The sequence below is a fragment of the Streptomyces sp. WZ-12 genome, from assembly GCF_028898845.1.
In the GTDB taxonomy this organism is placed as follows: Bacteria; Actinomycetota; Actinomycetes; order Streptomycetales; family Streptomycetaceae; genus Streptomyces.
Window position 1 is genome coordinate 1,426,785 of sequence record NZ_CP118574.1, and the last position, 17,195, is coordinate 1,443,979.

General features: G+C 73.0%; 17 protein-coding genes. 13 read left to right on the top strand and 4 right to left on the bottom strand.

Annotated features, from left to right (window positions below; genetic code table 11):
- Positions 1-55 precede the first annotated feature (55 nt).
- The 5 genes from PV796_RS06000 (at position 56) to PV796_RS06020 (ending at position 4,930) form a co-directional block, all read left to right on the top strand.
- Positions 56-1,195 (top strand): PAS domain-containing sensor histidine kinase, encoded by a 1,140-nt coding sequence (locus tag PV796_RS06000; protein ID WP_274911868.1) that lies wholly within the window; start codon positions 56-58, stop codon positions 1,193-1,195.
- On the top strand, positions 1,192-1,890 hold the full coding sequence (locus PV796_RS06005) for a response regulator transcription factor (RefSeq protein ID WP_274911869.1): 699 nt from the start codon (positions 1,192-1,194) through the stop codon (positions 1,888-1,890). The genes PV796_RS06000 and PV796_RS06005 overlap by 4 nt, the downstream gene beginning before the upstream one ends.
- Positions 1,891-2,093: 203 nt before the next feature.
- On the top strand, positions 2,094-3,227 hold the full coding sequence (wecB, locus tag PV796_RS06010; RefSeq protein ID WP_274911870.1) for a non-hydrolyzing UDP-N-acetylglucosamine 2-epimerase: 1,134 nt from the start codon (positions 2,094-2,096) through the stop codon (positions 3,225-3,227).
- A gap of 40 nt (positions 3,228-3,267) precedes the next feature.
- A complete protein-coding gene (locus PV796_RS06015; protein WP_274911871.1) occupies positions 3,268-4,596 on the top strand; it encodes a glycosyltransferase family 2 protein in 1,329 nt (442 codons plus the stop codon).
- A 160-nt stretch (positions 4,597-4,756) separates the two neighbouring features.
- Positions 4,757-4,930, top strand: coding sequence for a hypothetical protein (locus PV796_RS06020; RefSeq protein WP_274911872.1), 174 nt, complete (start codon positions 4,757-4,759; stop codon positions 4,928-4,930).
- 71 nt (positions 4,931-5,001) lie between these two features.
- Here the strand turns inward: PV796_RS06020 and PV796_RS06025 are convergent, their stop codons facing one another.
- Positions 5,002-6,252, bottom strand: a complete 1,251-nt coding sequence (locus PV796_RS06025; RefSeq protein ID WP_274911873.1) for an acyl-CoA dehydrogenase family protein — start codon at positions 6,250-6,252, stop codon at positions 5,002-5,004.
- 178 nt (positions 6,253-6,430) lie between these two features.
- Between PV796_RS06025 and PV796_RS06030 the strand changes: the two genes are divergently transcribed.
- Positions 6,431-7,111 carry a TetR family transcriptional regulator gene (locus PV796_RS06030; RefSeq protein WP_274911874.1) on the top strand — a complete coding sequence of 227 codons (681 nt, stop codon included), beginning with the start codon at positions 6,431-6,433 and terminating at the stop codon, positions 7,109-7,111.
- An 11-nt stretch (positions 7,112-7,122) separates the two neighbouring features.
- Here the strand turns inward: PV796_RS06030 and def are convergent, their stop codons facing one another.
- Positions 7,123-7,689: a peptide deformylase gene (gene def / locus PV796_RS06035; RefSeq protein ID WP_274911875.1), complete on the bottom strand. Its 567-nt coding sequence runs from the start codon at positions 7,687-7,689 to the stop codon at positions 7,123-7,125.
- Between the two features lie 187 nt (positions 7,690-7,876).
- On the opposite strand from def, the gene PV796_RS06040 reads away from it, so the two are divergent.
- From PV796_RS06040 to PV796_RS06060, 5 genes are all read left to right on the top strand, one after another.
- Positions 7,877-9,115, top strand: a complete 1,239-nt coding sequence (locus PV796_RS06040; RefSeq protein WP_274911876.1) for a MurT ligase domain-containing protein — start codon at positions 7,877-7,879, stop codon at positions 9,113-9,115.
- Positions 9,116-9,144: 29 nt separating this feature from the next.
- Positions 9,145-9,873: a type 1 glutamine amidotransferase gene (locus PV796_RS06045; protein ID WP_274911877.1), complete on the top strand. Its 729-nt coding sequence runs from the start codon at positions 9,145-9,147 to the stop codon at positions 9,871-9,873.
- A 185-nt stretch (positions 9,874-10,058) separates the two neighbouring features.
- Positions 10,059-11,084, top strand: coding sequence for a 6-phosphofructokinase (locus PV796_RS06050; RefSeq protein WP_274911878.1), 1,026 nt, complete (start codon positions 10,059-10,061; stop codon positions 11,082-11,084).
- A gap of 116 nt (positions 11,085-11,200) precedes the next feature.
- The gene (locus PV796_RS06055; protein WP_274911879.1) at positions 11,201-12,160 is read left to right on the top strand and encodes a cytochrome c oxidase assembly protein; all 960 of its coding nucleotides are present in this window, start codon (positions 11,201-11,203) and stop codon (positions 12,158-12,160) included.
- A 145-nt stretch (positions 12,161-12,305) separates the two neighbouring features.
- Positions 12,306-12,464 (top strand): hypothetical protein, encoded by a 159-nt coding sequence (locus tag PV796_RS06060; protein ID WP_274911880.1) that lies wholly within the window; start codon positions 12,306-12,308, stop codon positions 12,462-12,464.
- A 36-nt stretch (positions 12,465-12,500) separates the two neighbouring features.
- Here PV796_RS06060 and PV796_RS06065 read toward each other — a convergent pair whose 3' ends face one another.
- Positions 12,501-12,917: an SSI family serine proteinase inhibitor gene (locus PV796_RS06065; RefSeq protein ID WP_274911881.1), complete on the bottom strand. Its 417-nt coding sequence runs from the start codon at positions 12,915-12,917 to the stop codon at positions 12,501-12,503.
- A gap of 282 nt (positions 12,918-13,199) precedes the next feature.
- On the opposite strand from PV796_RS06065, the gene PV796_RS06070 reads away from it, so the two are divergent.
- Positions 13,200-13,928 (top strand): lysophospholipid acyltransferase family protein, encoded by a 729-nt coding sequence (locus PV796_RS06070; RefSeq protein WP_274911882.1) that lies wholly within the window; start codon positions 13,200-13,202, stop codon positions 13,926-13,928.
- 224 nt (positions 13,929-14,152) lie between these two features.
- On the opposite strand, the gene PV796_RS06075 is transcribed toward PV796_RS06070, so the two are convergent.
- A complete protein-coding gene (locus tag PV796_RS06075) occupies positions 14,153-15,787 on the bottom strand; it encodes an alpha/beta hydrolase (RefSeq protein WP_274911883.1) in 1,635 nt (544 codons plus the stop codon).
- Between the two features lie 1,019 nt (positions 15,788-16,806).
- Here PV796_RS06075 and PV796_RS06080 point away from each other — a divergent pair.
- Positions 16,807-17,190, top strand: a complete 384-nt coding sequence (locus PV796_RS06080) for a hypothetical protein (protein ID WP_274911884.1) — start codon at positions 16,807-16,809, stop codon at positions 17,188-17,190.
- Positions 17,191-17,195 lie beyond the last annotated feature (5 nt).

Consider the following 17,195-nt stretch of genomic DNA (forward strand, 5'->3'; position numbering starts at 1 on the left):
GCGGCCGGATCCGCGGTCCGTGAGCGCGCCCCGCTCCGCACGTACCGTGAGCGGGGTGAACCGTGCGCGCGACCGACTACAGGCCGTCCTGGAGGCACTGCCACGGGCGGCGATCGTGCAGAGCGGCGACGCGCACGTCGTCGCCGTCAACCGCCGCTTCATCGAGCTGTTCGGGCTCGACGGGGTGGACCACTCCCCCGGCGCGCCCCTCTGGCCGGTGGTCGAGGAGGTGGCCGGCCGGTTCGCGGTGCGGCCGGATCCGGCCGGGGCGCGCAGTGCCGCGCTGGCGGCCCGCCGGGTGCACCGCGTCGCCGAATTCCCGCTCGCCGACGGCCGGATCATCCGGCGCGAGACGGCGCCGCTGTACGACGCGGACGGGCACCCCTTCGGGACGCTGTGGACCGCCGAGGACGTCACCGAGGCCAAGCGCCGCGAGCACGCACTGCACCGGGACAACGCGTCGCTGGCCGAACTCGCCCGCCGGCGCAACGCGTTCCTCGCCACCGCCTCGCACAACCTGCGGACCCCACTGACCTCCGTGCTCAGCTTCTGCGATCTGCTCGCCGACCCGGCGTCCGGCCCGCTCGACCCGGAGCAGCGGGAGTTCCTCGCCGCGATCCGCCGCAACGCCGAGCGGATGGCGTCGGTGATCACCGAGTTGATGGAGACCGCGGTGTTGCGCGAGCCGCGGCACCGGCTGGAGTTCGACACGGTGGACGTGGCCACGATGGTCGAGCACGCCGTGCTGGACCGGATGCCGACGCTGACGGCGGCCGGGGTGTTCACCGTGCTGCGCTGCCGGCCCGGCCCTCCGCTGCACGGCGATGCGCACCGGCTGGCGCAGGTGCTGGACAACCTCCTGGAGAACGCGGCCAAGTTCACCCCGCCCGACGGCCGGGTCGAGGTCGTCGCCGAGGCGGACGACGACACCTGGCGCATCGAGGTGGCCGACACCGGGATCGGCGTGCCGGAGCAGTACCGGGAGGAGATCTTCTCCGGGTTCGTCCGGGCGCCCAACGCCGAGCACGGCGGCTATCCGGGCACCGGCCTCGGCCTGGCCTTCAGCCGGGACGTGGTGCGCCGGCACGGCGGCGAACTCACCGTCGCGGACGCCCCGGACCAGGGGGCGGTCTTCACCGTCCGGCTACCGGTCGGCGGGCCGGGGCCGGAGGCGGACGGGGCGGGCCCGCGGTGACCCGGATCCTGGTCGTCGAGGACGACCCCGACGTGGCGACCGCGCTGCGCACGCTGCTCACCCGGGCCGGGTACGAGGTGCTCCCCGCCGAGGACGGCCGGGCGGGGCTGCGCCGGCTCTTCGCGGACGACCCCGACCTGATGGTGCTGGACGTCGGACTGCCCGGGTTGGACGGCTGGCAGGTGCTGGAGCGCACCCGCGACATGACCGACCTGCCGGTCCTGCTGCTCACCGCGCGCGGGGCCGAGAGCGACCGGGTGCGGGGGCTGCGGGCCGGGGCCGACGACTACCTGCCCAAACCGTTCGGCAACGACGAGCTGCTGGCCCGCATCGAGGCGCTGCTGCGGCGGGCCGCGCCCGCGCGCTGGGCCGGGTCGGCGCAGGACGACGCGCTGCGGCTGGTGCCCGAGCGCCGCTCGGCGATCTGGCGGGGCGAGGAGGCGCGGCTCAGTGACATCGAGTACCGGCTGCTCCAGGTGCTGGTCCGCAACCGCGGCCGGGTGGTCACCACCGACCAACTGCTCGACCAGGTCTGGGACGATCCGCAGGGCATCGGCCGGGACCGGGTGAAGTTCGCGGTGCTGCGGGTGCGGCGCAAGCTCCAGCAGGCGGCGGGCAGCCTGGAGAGCGACCCGATCGAGGCGGTGCGCGGGCTGGGCTACCGGTACCGGGCGGACGGGGACGGCGGCCCCTGAGCGGCGGGGCCGGGAGACCGGGGCGCGGCGCACCACAGGTCCCGTACGGGACGGGACCAAGGTCCCACGTCCCACCGGCCACAGGTCCCCTCTTGGGGGCGGGAGCGGGATAGCAACCCTCGGGCAACCGAACGCCAGCCGTCGCGGCAACGGACCGCGGCGACCGTGGGGGACCTCCCCGCCGGTCCTCCCCTGGAGTCGCCATGCCCGCCCTGCCGCCCCGCAGCGTCGCCGTCGTCCTCGGCACCCGTCCCGAGCTGGTCAAGCTCACCGAGCTGATCCGGCTGCTGGGGCCCGCCGCGCACGTCGTGCACACCGGGCAGCACTACGACGAGGAGCTCTCCGGCCGCTTCCTGGCCGAGTTCGGGATACCGGAGCCGACGTATCTGACCGGGGTCGGCGGGCAGCCCCGCGCGGTGCAGGTCTCGGCCGCGCTGGCGCAGCTCGACGCGGTCTTCCGGGACGGACCGGCCCGGGCCGTGGTCGTCCAGGGCGACACCAACGCCGCCCTCGCCGGGGCGCTCGCCGCCAACGCCCGCGCCCTCCCGCTCGTCCACGTCGAGGCCGGGCTGCGCAGCCACGACCGCAACATGCCCGAAGAGCACAACCGGGTGCTGATCGACCGGATCGCCGACGTGCTGTGCGCGGCGACGCCCGAGAACCGCGCCAACCTGCTCGCCGAGGGCGTCCCGGCCGACCGCATCGACGTCACCGGCAACACCGTGGTCGAGGCAGCGCACCGCCAACTCCCGGCCGAACGGGTGCGGTTGGCGTACCTGGCGGGGCTCGGCCTGACGCCGGACGGCTATCTGCTGGCCACCGTCCACCGGCCCGAGAACACCGACGACCCGGCCGCGCTGCGGGCCGTCCTGGGCGAACTGGCCGCGCTGGCCGAGGAGGTGCCGGTCGTGCTGCCGCTGCATCCGCGCACCCGGGCCCGCGCCGAGGCCGCCGGCCTGGCCGGGCTGCTCGCCCCGCTGCGGGTGACCCGCCCGCTCGGCTACCGGGACTTCCTGGCGCTGGCCCGGCACGCGGCGCTGCTGGTCTCCGACTCCGGGGGCGTCCAGGAGGAGGTCACGGTCCTGGGCCGGCCGCTGGTCGTGGTGCGCAACTCCACCGAACGCCCGGAGGCGATGGCCGACTTCGCCACCTTGGTCGCCCCGGGCCCGGAGCTCGGCCGGGCCGCGCGGGAACGGCTGGCGCTGGGCGCGGCCGGCCGGGCCCAACTGGCCGCGCTGCCCAGCCCGTTCGGCGACGGCCTGGCCTCCCAGCGGATCGCCGAGCTGCTCGCCGACCTGGTGACCGCCCGCACCGCGCCGTATGCCGCGGCCGCCTGACCGCGCCCGACCGACCGCGCCGCCCCATCGGAGGACCCCCGTGTTCGACAGCCTGTTGATCTTCCTGTTCCCCTTCGCCCTGCTGGCCTGCTTCCTGCTCTACTGGGCCGGGTCCCGCCACTCCTACCGCACCCGCCCGCGCACCGAGCCCGGCGACCCGACCGCGCTGGACTGGCACTTCTTCGTCCCCTGCCGGGACGAGGAGGCGGTGGTCGGCGCCACCGTCAGCCAGTTGCGCGGCGACTTCCCGGCCGCCCACGTGTGGGTGATCGACGACGACAGCGACGACCGGACCGGCCGCATCGTCGCCGAGCTCGCCGAGGAGGACCGCCGGGTCCACCTCGTCCGCCGGGTGCGCCCCGACGCCCGCACCGGCAAGGGCGATGCGTTGAACGCCGCCTACGACCAGCTCGGCGAGTTCCTGCCGGAGGGCACCGACCGCTCGCGGGTCGTGGTGTGCGTGGTCGACGCCGACGGGCGGCTGGACCGCGGTGCGTTGGCCGCGGCGGCGGGACCGACCGGCTTCGGCGACCCCGAGGTCGGCGGCGTACAGGTGGGCGTGCGGATGCGCAACGTCGACGACGAGCGCCCGCTGCCCGAGCGCGGTCGGTTCCTCAACTCCCTGGCCCGGCTGCTGGTTCGCGTCCAGGACATGGAGTTCGCGGTGTCCAACGCGGGGATGCAGTTGCTGCGGATGCGCACCGGTTCGGTGGGGCTGGGCGGCAACGGCCAGTTCACCCGGCTGTCCGCGCTGGACCGGATAGCCGCCACCGAGCGCCGTCCCTGGAAGCGCGGCGCGCTGCTGGAGGACTACGAGTTGGGCCTGCACATGATCCTGGCCGGCTTCCGGGTCACCCACCTCCCCGACGCCTGGGTCTCCCAGGAGGGCCTGCCGCACCTGCGCCGACTGCTGACCCAGCGCACCCGCTGGGCGCAGGGCAACCTCCAGTGCGTCCGCTACGCCCCGCGCATCGTCTCCTCCCGCCACTACGGCGGCCGGGGCGTGCTGGAGACCCTCTACACCTTCTGCCAGCCGGTGGCGCACCTGGTGACGCTGGGGCTGACCGCGGCGCTGCTGGTGCTCGGCGGCTTCGGTTCGCTGGTGCTCTGGCCGCTGGCGGCGATCCTGGCGGCGCTGGCCATCGGCCCGTTCCTGCTGTGGGGTCCGGTATACCGTCGCGACCACGCGCCGGAGGCGTCCCGGTTGACGGCGGTGCTGTGGGGCATGGCGCTGTGGCTGTACGCGTATCACCTGTTCGTGGTGTCGGCCCGCGGTTTCGTGCGGATGCTGCGCGGCCGCAACGGGTGGGCGAAGACCCGGCGCAACGCGGAGCCGGTGACGGACGGCCCGGTGGCCCGGGAGTCGTGACCGCCCCTCAAGCGCCGCGTCTCACCATGTGAACGTGTAACTGATCACATAGCCGGCGGTGCATGGGCCGGGCGTGGTTGGGTAGTCGGGCGCCGGCGGCGCGCCCGTGCCCGCGCCCGGCTGCCGCCGCCTGCCCGATCGATTTTCAGGAGAGTCACCCATGCCCGCCCCCGTCCCAGCCCCCGTGCCCGCCCCGGCGAGCGGTTCACCGATCTACGAGAGCCTGGTCTCCAAACACGGCGACGTGGTCGCCGAGAGCCGTCGCGCCGCGCAGGAGACCCAGCGGGAGGCCGACCGGCTGCTGCACTTCGCCCCGCGGGACGGCAAGAACTGAAACGGCGCCGGAGGGCGGCCCGGGCCTCGCGCCCCGGCCGCCCTCGGGCCGCCCGCCCGTTATCGCGGCCGCTAGCGGATCGGCACCCCGGACAGCGTCCGGGCGATGACCAGCCGCTGGATCTCGCTGGTGCCCTCGAAGATCGTGTAGATGGCGGCGTCCCGGTGCATCCGCTCGACCGGGTACTCCCGGGTGAAGCCGTTGCCGCCGAGGATCTGGAGCGCCTGGGCGGTGACCTTCTTGGCGGTCTCGCTGGCGAACAGCTTGGACATCGAGCCCTCGGCGCTCTCGAACTTCTTGCCCGCGACCGCCATCCAGGAGGCGCGCCAGACCAGGAGGCGGGCGGCGTCGATCTGGGTGCGCATGTCGGCCAGTTGGAAGGCCACGCCCTGGTTGTCGATGACCGGGCGACCGAACTGCTCGCGGGTCTTGGCGTACTCCAGCGCCTCCTCGTAGGCGGCGCGGGCGGTGCCGACGGCCATCGCGCCGACGGCCGGACGGGACGCCTCGAAGGTGGCCATCGCGGCGTTCTTCACCCTCTCCCAGCCTCCGGCCGGAGAGACCCCCTTGCTCCCCTTCGCGCGCTCGCGGGCCCGGGCCAGCCGCTCGTCCAGCTTCTCCTTGCCGCCGAGCAGGCAGTGACCGGGGACCCGGACGTTCTCCAGCACCACCTCGGCGGTGTGCGAGGCCCGGATGCCGTGCTTCTTGAACTTCTGGCCCTGGGAGAGGCCGGGGGTGTTCGGCGGGACGATGAACGAGGCATGGCCCTTGGAGCCCAACTCCGGGTCGACGACGGCGACCACGACGTGGACGCCCGCGATGCCGCCGTTGGTGGCCCAGGTCTTGGTGCCGTTGAGCACCCACTCGTCCTTGGCCTCGTCGTAGACGGCGCGGGTGCGCATCGAGGCGACGTCGGAGCCGGCGTCCGGCTCGGAGGAGCAGAAGGCGGCGACCTTCACGTCGTTGGCGTCGCCGTACATCTGCGGGACCCAGGTGCCGATCTGCTCCTCGGTGCCGTTGGCCAGTACGCCGACGGCGGCCAGGCCGGTGCCCACGATGGACAGCGCGATGCCGGCGTCGCCCCAGAAGAGCTCCTCCATGGTCATCGGGATGCCGAGGCCGGTGGGGTCGAAGAACTGCTGGGCGTAGAAGTCGAGCGAGTACAGGCCGATCTTGGCGGCCTCCTGGATCACCGGCCAGGGGGTCTCCTCGCGCTCGTCCCACTCGGCGGCCGCGGGGCGGATCACGTCGGCGGCGAAGCCGTGGATCCAGTCACGGACTTCCTTCTGCTCGTCGTTGAGTTCCATGGTGAACTCGGCCATGTCCCCTCCAGTGGTGCGTACGGCCAGCCGTTACTTCCGGTAACCGGAGTCTGTTACCAGCCAGTAATGGATGTCAACTCCTCCTGGGAGCCGAATTGGCCGCGGAGTTCGGGCGTCGAGGAGTCCGGGTGTTACGTTGCGCGAGCGCCACGGATTCACAAGGGTGGGGAGCACGACCATGGAGAGCATCGACAGCGCCGGACAGACCGGCACCGAGCAGGCCGCAACGGACGGCGACCGGCAGCAGGCGACCGAGCGCAGACGACGGGAGCTGCTGGAGGCGGCCGAGCGGATCGTGCTGCGGGACGGCCCGGGAGCGTCGATGAACGCCATCGCCGCCGAGGCCGGGATCACCAAGCCGATCCTCTACCGGCACTTCGGCGACAAGGGCGGCCTCTACCGCGCCCTCGCCGTCCGGCACACCGACGCCCTGCTGGCCAACCTCCGGGCCGCGCTGGACGGCCAGGCACTGCGCCGGGAGCGCGTCGAGGCCACCCTCGACGCCTACCTCGTCGCCATCGAGACCCGGCCGCAGGTCTACCGCTTCCTGATGCACCCCGCGGACGAGGACGTCCCCTCGGAGTCCGGCTTCGACGTGGGCCGGCACTCCGCTCCCCTGCTGCGCCGGCTCGGCGAGGAGCTGGCCAAGGTCATCGCCGAACGGCTCGACCTGGGGCCGGACGGCGCGGAGCGGGCCCGGGTGTGGGGGCACGGGATCGTCGGCATGATGCACGCGGCCGGCGACTGGTGGCTGCGCGAACGCCCCTGCTCCCGCGAGCAGTTGGTGCGCCACCTCACCGATCTGCTGTGGGGCCAACTGGCCACCGCGCAGAACCTCGCCGGCGGCCCGGGCTTCTGACCCGGTCGGCGTCAGACCGGCTCCGCCGCCCGCTCGTCGGCCGCCGCCCACGGGGCGCGGGCGAGCGCGCGCAGCGTCCTACGGCGGCGGAGGCCGGTGAGGTGGTCGAGGTAGAGGCCGCCGCCGAGGTGGTCGCACTCGTGCTGGAGGCAGCGGGCGAAGAAGCCGGTGCCGGTCACCGTCACCGGCTGACCCGTGACGTCGAAACCGGTCACCACGGCGTGGTCGTGGCGCGGGGTGCCGGCCTCGATGCCGGGCAGCGACAGGCAGCCCTCGGGCCCGCGCACCACCGGACCGTCCGCCTCCACCAACTCCGGGTTGACCAGGTGCCCGAGGTGCCGGCGCTCCTCGTCGTCGGGGCAGTCGTAGACGAACACCCGCAGCGGGACGCCGATCTGGTTGGCGGCCAGGCCCACGCCGTTCGCGGCGTACATCGTCGCGAACATGTCCTCGATCAGCGCGGCCAGTTCGCCGTCGAAGGCGGTGACCTCCGCGCACGGCCCGGCGAGGACCGGATCGCCGTAGAGGCACAGGGGGCGGGGGGTGCCGGAACTGCCGGGGATGGTGCGGTGGCGCATGGGCCCAGCGTACGTGTCGGGCATTCCGGATGGGGTCACGCAGGTGGCGGAATTCGGGCCGGCCGCCGGATCTCGATAGGCTGCTCCTCGACCGAAGCCTCCGGCCGGTCGGCGGCCGCGGAGGAGGCGCGTTCTCCCGGCAGCCCTCAGGGCAGGGGTGCGCCGGATGCAAGGAGGATCTAGGACCATGGCAGGCAACACGGAGCCGCTGTCGCCGCGGGCCAAGCTGGCCGTGACGGCCGGCAAGGCCGCGGCAGCGGTGTCGCGCGCGGCGGGCCGCGGCAGCGGATCGGTGATCGGCGGCCGGGTGGCACTCAAGCTCGACCCCGACCTGCTGGCCTCGCTGGCCAAGCACCTGGACGTGGTCCTGGTGTCCGCCACCAACGGCAAGACGACCACGACCCGGCTGATCGCCGAGGCGCTGCGGGCCAGCGGACCGGTGGTCTCCAACGCACTGGGCGCCAACATGCCCGCGGGCATCACCTCGGCGCTGGCGGGCGGCTCGGACGCCAAGTTCGGCGTCATCGAGGTGGACGAGAAGTACCTGGCGACGGTGGCCCGGGACGTCACGCCGAAGGCCATAGCGCTGCTGAACCTCTCGCGCGACCAGCTCGACCGGGCCGCCGAGACCCGGATGCTGGCCGAGCGGTGGCGCGAGGGGCTGTCCGGCTCCAAGGCCCTGATCATCGCCAACGCCGACGACCCGCTGATCGTCTGGGCGGCCTCGGCGTCCGCGAACGTGGTGTGGGTCGCCGCCGGGCAGGAGTGGAAGGACGACGCGTGGTCCTGCCCCTCGTGCGGCGGGGTCATGCAGCGGCCGGGCGACGACTGGTTCTGCGCCGAGTGCGGCTTCCGCCGCCCGACGCCCAGTTGGGCGCTCTCCGGCGACCACGTCCTGGACCCGCACGGCAGCGCCTGGCCGATCAAGCTCCAGCTCCCGGGCCGCGCCAACAAGGCCAACGCCACCACCTCCGCCGCGGTCGCGGCCGCCTTCGGCGTGCCGCCGCAGGTCGCCCTGGAGCGGATGTTCGCGGTGCAGGCGGTGGCCGGGCGCTACGACGTGGTCACCTTCCAAGAGCGGGAGCTGCGGCTGCTGTTGGCGAAGAACCCGGCCGGCTGGCTGGAGACGTTCTCGCTCATCGACGGCCCGCCGACCCCCGTGATCATGTCGGTGAACGCGCGCGGCGCGGACGGCACCGACACCTCCTGGCTGTGGGACGTGGACTACACCCGGCTGGCCGGGCACCCGATCTTCGTGCTGGGCGACCGCAAGCTGGACCTGGCGGTGCGGCTGGAGGTCGCCGGGCTCGACTTCGAGGTGTGCGAGTCCCTCGACGACGCCGTGCGGATGGCCCCGCCCGGCCGCATCGAGGTCATCGCCAACTACACGGCCTTCCAGGACCTGCGCCGCCGCGTGGGCAACTGAGCGCGTTTCACGGACAAGGACGAGCGAGCATGAGTGACAACAGCCTGCGCGTGGTGTGGATCTACCCGGACCTGCTGAGCACCTACGGCGACCAGGGCAACGTCCTGGTGGTGGAGCGGCGGGCGCGCCAGCGCGGCCTGGACGTCCAGCGCCTGGACGTCCGCTCCGACCAGCAGATCCCCACCTCCGGGGACATCTACCTGATCGGCGGCGGCGAGGACCGGCCGCAGCGGCTGGCGGCCGAGCGGCTGATCCGGGACGGCGGCCTGGACCGCGCGGTCTCCAACGGCGCGATCGTGTTCTCGGTGTGCGCCGGCTACCAGATCCTGGGCCACGAGTTCATCAACGACCTCGGCGAGCGCCAGCAGGGCCTGGGGCTGCTGGACGTGGTCAGCACCCGCGGCGAGGGCGACCGGTGCGTCGGTGACGTACTGGCCGACATCGACCCGCAGTTGGGGCTGCCGCCGCTGACCGGCTTCGAGAACCACCAGGGCGTGACGCACCTGGGCCAGAGCGCCCGGCCGTTCGCCAAGGTCCGGTTCGGCAACGGCAACGGCGTCGGCGACGGCTACGAGGGCGCGTGGAACGACACCGTCTTCGGGACGTACATGCACGGCCCCGTCATGGCCCGCAACCCGCACATCGCGGACCTGCTGATCAAGCTGGCGCTGGACATCAACGGGCTGCCGCCGGCCGACAACCGGTGGTACGAGGCGCTGCGCCAGGAGCGGATCGCGGCGGCCACCGAGAACGCCTGATCCTCCCCGACGGAAAGCGGCCGGGTCCGGACCCTCGGGTCCGGACCCGGCCGCTTCGCGCGAGCCGGTGTCCGCACTGCGGGCGCCCGTGTGCCGGGGCCCCGCGCGCTTGTAGGCTGAGCGGGATTCCCACCGGACGACGGGGTCCGGGCGTCCGGTTGAGTTGCGATGGGTTGCTGCGAACAATGCGTATTGGTGTCCTCACGTCCGGGGGCGACTGCCCCGGCCTGAACGCCGTCATCCGGTCCGTCGTCCACCGCGCCACCGCCGACCACGGCGACGAGGTGATCGGTTTCAAGGACGGCTGGAAGGGCCTCTTGGAATGCGATTACCGCAAGCTGGACCTGGACGCCGTGGGTGGCATCCTGGCGCGCGGCGGCACCATCCTCGGCTCGTCCCGGGTGCAGCCCGCGCACCTGCGGGACGGCGTGGAGCGGGCCCGCGGCCATGTCGCCGAGCTGGGCCTGGACGCGATCATCCCGATCGGCGGCGAGGGCACGCTCAAGGCGGCGCGGCTGCTGTCGGACGCCGGGCTGCCGATCGTCGGGGTGCCCAAGACCATCGACAACGACATCGCCGTCACCGACGTCACCTTCGGCTTCGACACCGCGGTGGGGGTGGCCACCGACGCGCTGGACCGCCTCAAGACCACCGCCGAGTCCCACCAGCGCGTGATGATCGTCGAGGTGATGGGGCGGCACACCGGGTGGATCGCGCTGCACTCGGGGATGGCGGCCGGCGCGCACGCGATCGTGGTGCCGGAGCGGCCGTTCGACATCGAGGAGTTGACCGCGCGGGTCGCCGAACGGTTCGAGGCCGGCAAGAAGTTCGCGATCGTGGTGGTCGCCGAGGGCGCCAAACCGCGCGAGGGCACCATGGCCTTCGACGAGGGCGGCACCGACGTCTACGGGCACGAGCGGTTCGCCGGGGTCGCCCGGCAACTGTCGGTGGAGCTGGAGCACCGGCTCGGCAAGGAGGCCCGGCCGGTCATCCTCGGCCACGTCCAGCGGGGCGGTACGCCCACCGCGTACGACCGCGTGCTGGCCACCCGCTTCGGCTGGCACGCCGTCGAGGCCGCGCACCGCGGGGAGTTCGGGATGATGACCGCGCTGCGCGGCACCGACATCACGCTGGTGCCGCTCGCGGAAGCGGTGGCCAGCCTGAAGACGGTGCCCGCCGAGCGCTACGACGAGGCCGAGTGCGTGCTGTGACGTGCCCGTAGCTCCTTAGGGGACGCGCGCCCGTAGAGGCGCCCCCGGCCGCCGTGTTGGCCGGGGGCGCCTCTACGCTTGTCGCCGGAGCATTGGTACGAATCAGGAGCGAGCGGATGCATCACAGCGGGCACGGCATGGACGGCATGAACATGGACCTGCCGCCGTTCACGCTCGGGCGGGGCCTCGCGTTCGGCGGTGATGCGTTCTTCCTCGTCGGCTGCCTGCTGGCGCTGGCGGTGTACGGCTGGGCGGTCTTCCGGCTGCGACGGCGCGGGGACGCCTGGCCGGCGGGCCGGGTCGTCGCCTGGGTGCTGGGCGTGCTGACGGTGGCCGTGGCGATGTGCACCAAGCTCAACGACTACGGCATGGCGATGTTCAGCGTGCACATGGTCCAGCACATGATCGTCAGCATGCTCTCGCCGATCCTGCTGCTGCTCGGGGCACCGGTGACGCTGGCGCTGCGCGCGCTGCCGGCCGCCGGGCGGGGGCGCAAGGGGCCGCGCGAGCTGCTGGTGGCGCTGTTGCACAGCCGCTACATGCGGATCATCACGCACCCGGCGTTCACCATCCCGATGTTCATCGCCAGCCTCTACGCGCTGTACTTCTCGCCGCTGTTCGACTTCCTGATGCAGTCGCGGGCCGGGCACATCGCGATGATGGTGCACTTCCTGGCGGTGGGCCTGGTCTTCTTCTGGCCGATCATGGGCGTGGACCCGGGCCCGCACCGCCCCGGGCACATCATGCGGATCCTGGAGCTGTTCGCCGGCATGCCGTTCCACGCGTTCTTCGGCATCGCGCTGATGATGGCGTCCGAGCCGATGGTGGACACCTTCCTCAACCCGCCGGCCTCGTTGGGCATCGACGCGCTGGGCGATCAGCAGGCGGCCGGCGGCATCGCCTGGGCGTTCAGCGAGATCCCCTCGGTGCTGGTGCTGATCGCGCTCGTCTACCAGTGGTACAAGTCCGAGGAGCGGGTCTCGCAGCGCGCGGACCGGGCCGCGGAGCGCAACGGCGACAAGGACCTCGCGGACTACAACGCCTATCTGGCGTCGCTCAACGCGCGGGGGCAGTAAGCGACCGCCCTCCCGACCGGCCGGAACCGGCCAGCGGCGGGCAGGGGTGATCTGGCGGCACGGGCCGCGGCCGGGGACGATGGTCCCGTGGCCGCGGCCTGCGGCGTTTCCGCCCGCCGGCCGCCGTGGTGAGGAGGTTGCGGGTATGCCCGGATCTGCCAGGGCGATGGCGGTGTGCACGGTGTGCGGGCTGGTGCTGGCGACCGCCTACACCGTGGCGTTCGGTGGCAACGGTCTGATCTGGTTCCTGTGGGTGGTGCTGGCGCTGGTCACGATCGGGGTGGTGACGGCGCGGCAGGTGTGACCCGCGGTGCGGGGCGGCGGCCCGAGGGGGCGGCGCTCAGAAACGGAAGACCGCCCCGGTGGCCGCGTCCATCGTGCAGGCGTTGCCGAACTCCCGGCGCCAGTCGACCGGTGTGCCGTGCCAGGTGCCGGACGCGGCGACGGTGACCGGGTCGTACTCCCGGGTGCAGCCGTGCGGCTCGCCGCGCAGGGCGTTCAGATCGCCGTGCGCGCCGGCCAGTTCGTCGCAGGCGGCGGCGCCGTGCGGATGGGCTCCGCGGGTGTCCGGGCAGGTGAGTCGCACGCCGTGGATCCAGGTGTCGCCGGCGCCGGACACGGTCAGGAACAGTCCGTCGGACAGGTCCGGGACGGTGGCGCCGCGGGCCGTCGCCGCGCCGAGCGCGGTGCACAGCGCCACGGTCACCCCAGCCGCCACGGCGGCACGGGAGGTTCGGCGTCGGCGGTTCACGGACATCGGGATCTCCTGGAACGCTCGGGGCGGTGGCACCGGGGCCCACGGGGACGGCGGGCGGCGCCGGCGGCCCCAGGGCACCCCGCCGCGCCCCGGCGCACAAGCGGCCACGCCGTGCGGTCGCCCGTACGGGCCCGCGCCCGCGCCGGCCGTGCGATTCCGACGGCGCCCGAGGCGGTTCCCGACGACCGCTTCCGCGCCTACACTGACGGCCCTGGTCGCCCCCGTGACCTGGCACGATCCGGCCGCGTCGACGGTGGCGGGGGACGGGTGAAGGGGGCCGCCGTGCTCTACCAACTGCTGAAGTACGTGCTGTTGGGCCCGCTGCTGCGGCTGATCTTCCGGCCGCGGGTGGAGGGGCTGGAGCGGGTCCCCGAGGAGGGCCCGGCGATCATCGCGGGCAACCACCTGTCGTTCGCGGACCACTTCGTGATGCCGGCGGTGGTGCCGCGCCGGGTGACGTTCCTGGCGAAGGCCGAATACTTCACGGGACCCGGGCTCAAGGGCCGGCTGACCGCGGCGTTCTTCCGCGGGGTCGGGCAGATCCCGGTGGACCGCTCCGGCGGCCGGGCCTCGGCGGCGGCGCTGTCGTCGGGGCTGGCGGTGCTGCGCAAGGGGCGGCTGCTGGGGATCTATCCGGAGGGCACCCGCTCGCACGACGGGCGGCTCCACAAGGGGCGCACGGGGGTGGCCGCGCTGGCCCTCAAGGCCGGGGTGCCGGTGGTGCCGTGCGCGGTGATCGGGACGTTCGAGGCGCAGCCGACCGGGCGGCGGCTGCCGCGGGCGACGCGGGTCACGGTCCGCTTCGGGCCGCCGCTGACGTTCGCGCGGTACGCGGGACTGGTGGACGAGCGCACCGCGCTGCGGGCCGTCACCGACGAGATCATGTACGCCATCCTCACGCTCTCCGGCCAGGAGTACGTGGACGTGTACGCCACGGACGCCAAGGCCGCGGCACAGGCGGCGTCCCGGACGGAGCCGCGGAGCCCCGGGCGGCGGGGGCAGGGCGGCTGACGCGGGCGGGACATCCGTCCGCGGCGCGCGTCGACCGCCCCTACGGTGATCGCCGGCTACGGATGGACACCGGGAGTCGCCCGGGTGGTCCCCGCCGTGCCGGACCGCCGGGCCGACGACCCCAACCGCACTGCTTTCACCGCGCAGTTCCCGGTCTGACGGCCCCGTCACACCAGCCGAGGGGCGGCCGGGACACGAGCTCCCGACCGCCCCTCGGAGCTGACTCAGCCGGCGGCCTTGGCCGTCTGCTTCGCCGGGACGGGCGTGGCGTGCGGGCCGCAGGTGACGTCCTTCGGGTCCGTGGTGCCCTTCAGGAAGTACGCGTCGACCCGGTCGTTGATGCAGGGGTTGACCAGGCCGGTGACGCCGTGCGAACCGGCGTCCCGCTCGGTGATCATGCGGGAGCCCGCGAACCGCTTGTGCAGCTCCACGGCGCCGTCGTACGGCGTCGCCGCGTCACGGGTGCTCTGCACGATGAGGACCGGCGGCAGGCCCTTGCCGGTCTTGACCTCGACCGGGGTCTGCTGCTTGACCGGCCAGGAGGCGCACGGCAGGTTCATCCAGGCGTTGGACCACGTCATGAACGGCGCCTGCCGGTTGATCCGGGTGTTGTCGCGGTTCCACTTCGCCCAGCTCGTGGGCCACTTGACGTCGGTGCACTCGACGGCGGTGTAGACCGCGTTGCTGTTCTCCGCCTTGATGTTGCCGGCCTTGTCGTCGGGGTGCGACCCGGCGTTGTCGATCAGCGGCTTGGCGTCACCGGCGCGGTACGCGCTCCAGACCTGGGCGACCTCGGCCCAGGAGCTGTCGTAGTACGGCGCGTTCTGGAAGAAGGCGATGAGCTCGGCCGGGCCGACCACGCCGCCGATGGGGTGCTTCTTGGCGGTCGCGCGCAGCTTCTCCCAGGCCGCCTGGACCTTCTCGGGGGTGTTCCCGATGTGGTAGGCCGCGTCGTTCTTGGCCACCCACTTCTTCCAGTCGCCCCAGCGGCCCTCGAAGGCGATGTCCTGGTCGAGGTTGGCCTGGTACCAGACCTTCTCCCGCGACGGGTTGACGACGCTGTCGACCAGCATCCGGCGGACGTGGTCCGGGAAGAGCGTGGCGTAGACGGCGCCCAGGTAGGTGCCGTAGGAGACGCCGAGGTAGTTGAGCTTCTTCTCACCGAGCGCGGCGCGGATCACGTCCATGTCGCGGGCGGTGTTCGGCGTCGTCATCTGCGACAGCATCGCCCGGCCGGTGCGCGCCAGGCAGCCCTGGGCGTACGCGCGCGCCAGCTTGCGCTGGGCCCGCTTGTCCGCCTCGCTGCCCGGCACCGGGTCGGCCTTGGGCGCCTTGACGAACTCCTGCGGATCCTGGCAGGAGATCGGCGCGGAGTGCCCCACGCCCCGGGGGTCGAAGCCCACGAAGTCGTACGCCTGGGCGGTCTTGACCCACAGCGGGCTCTTGGTGGTCGTACGGGCCGGGAAGCGCAGGCCCGAACCGCCGGGACCGCCGGGGTTGTAGAGCAGCGCGCCCTGCCGCTGCTTCGGACCGCCGGTGGCGACGGCCCGGTCCACGGCGATCTTGATGGTCGGGCCGTTCGGCTTGGCGTAGTCGACCGGGACGGTGACATAGCCGCACTGGATCGGCGCCTTCACGCCCCAATCGGCCGGGCACTCCTGCCACTTGATGCCGGCCTTGGCGGCCCGGGCGGCGGCGAGCGCGACGCCGCGGGCCTCGGCGGTGCCGGTGGTCTTGCCGGCGGTCAGGTTGTCACCGGCACGCTGCTCGCCGGCGACGGCGGGCGTGGCTATCGCACCGGCGAGAAGCGCACCGGCCACCAGGCTGCCGGCGGCACCGAGCGCTACTGTTCGTCTCACGTGGTTGATCCCCCTGCGTAGGCCGCCGTTGGCGGCGATGATCACCGAGTTCCAGGGGGATCATCCTGGCGCGTACGGGCCATGTTTGAACAGATTGCGCCATAACTTCTTTATCAATCCGTAGGGATTGAGCGGTGGCTTGTTGGCTTCCCACGTTGTTGGCTGCCCCGCCGGTCCGCTGCGCTTGGCTTGCTGCCCACGTTGTCGGCCATCCCGCCGGTCCGCTGCGCTTGGCTTGCTGCCCACGTTGTCGGCCATCCCGCCGCGCGGGTTGCTGTTTTGCGCCTTGCGGCGCGGGAGGGGCCGCTGCCGGTCCGCTGCGCTTGGCGAGTCGATGTGTCCGCTGCGCGGCGCTGTTGGCTGCGGTGACGGGCCTCCGGGGGCGGCATGCCAGACTGCTTCGCTTTACGTCTGGCACACCGCCCCCTCCGACCCGTCCCCTCCCGTTGAGGGGTGGTTTTCTCTGGGATGGGGCTGGTCCTTGTGGTCCCCTGACGGTCATCGCCCGGGTGCTTGGGCCACCTGTCCTCTTACGGTCACTACGCAGGCACACGCGTACTCGTCCCCCGACGGTCACCACTCAACCCAGCAGCCCGAGTTGACCCACCGGCAGGACGTGGCACTCACCGTTTTTCCCACCCTCCAACGGGAGGGGGCGGGCCGGAGGGGTGGGGGTGCCAGACGTAAAGCGAAGCAGTCTGGCACCCCCACCCCGGAGGCCCGTCACCGCAACCCAACAGCCCCGCGCAGCGGACCGGCCCGCGCCGCAAGGCGCAAAGGACAGCAACCCGCGCGGCGGGACAGCCAACAACGTGGGCCGCAAGCCCACTTCGCAGCGGTATGGCGACACCCACCGACGAGAACCGGTCAATTGCCAGCGGCAACCCGCATAGCCAGGTGCGGTACGTACCGACTTCAGTAGCCTTCCGGGCAGGCTCTCCCACCGACCGCCATGTGGGAGGGCCTCGCGTTTGTCGTGCCTGGCAGCGCGGAGCGCAGCGGTCGGAGGGAGACGTCAAGTGCCCGGTATCGACGAGGTGTTGGCCCGCGCGATGGGGATCCCCGGGGTCCAGGGGGCCGGTCTGACCGACTGGACCAGCGGGCTGACACTGGGCACCGCTGGGCGCGCCCCGCACGGTGACCACGAGGCGGCGGCCGCGGACGCCGCCGAGGTGGTGCAGGCGGTGGCCCGCAACGCCACGTTCGACACCGCGGGCGGGGACGGGGAACCGCTGGAGGACCTGATCATCACGGCGGGGAACAGCTACCACCTGATCCGCCTGGTGCCCACCGCCTTCGACAGCCAGACCTGCCTCCACCTCTGGCTGGACCGGGCGCAGGCCAACCTCGCCATCGCCCGATTGCGACTGCGGGAGTTGGCGGCGGAGTTGGCGGCGGGCTGACACTC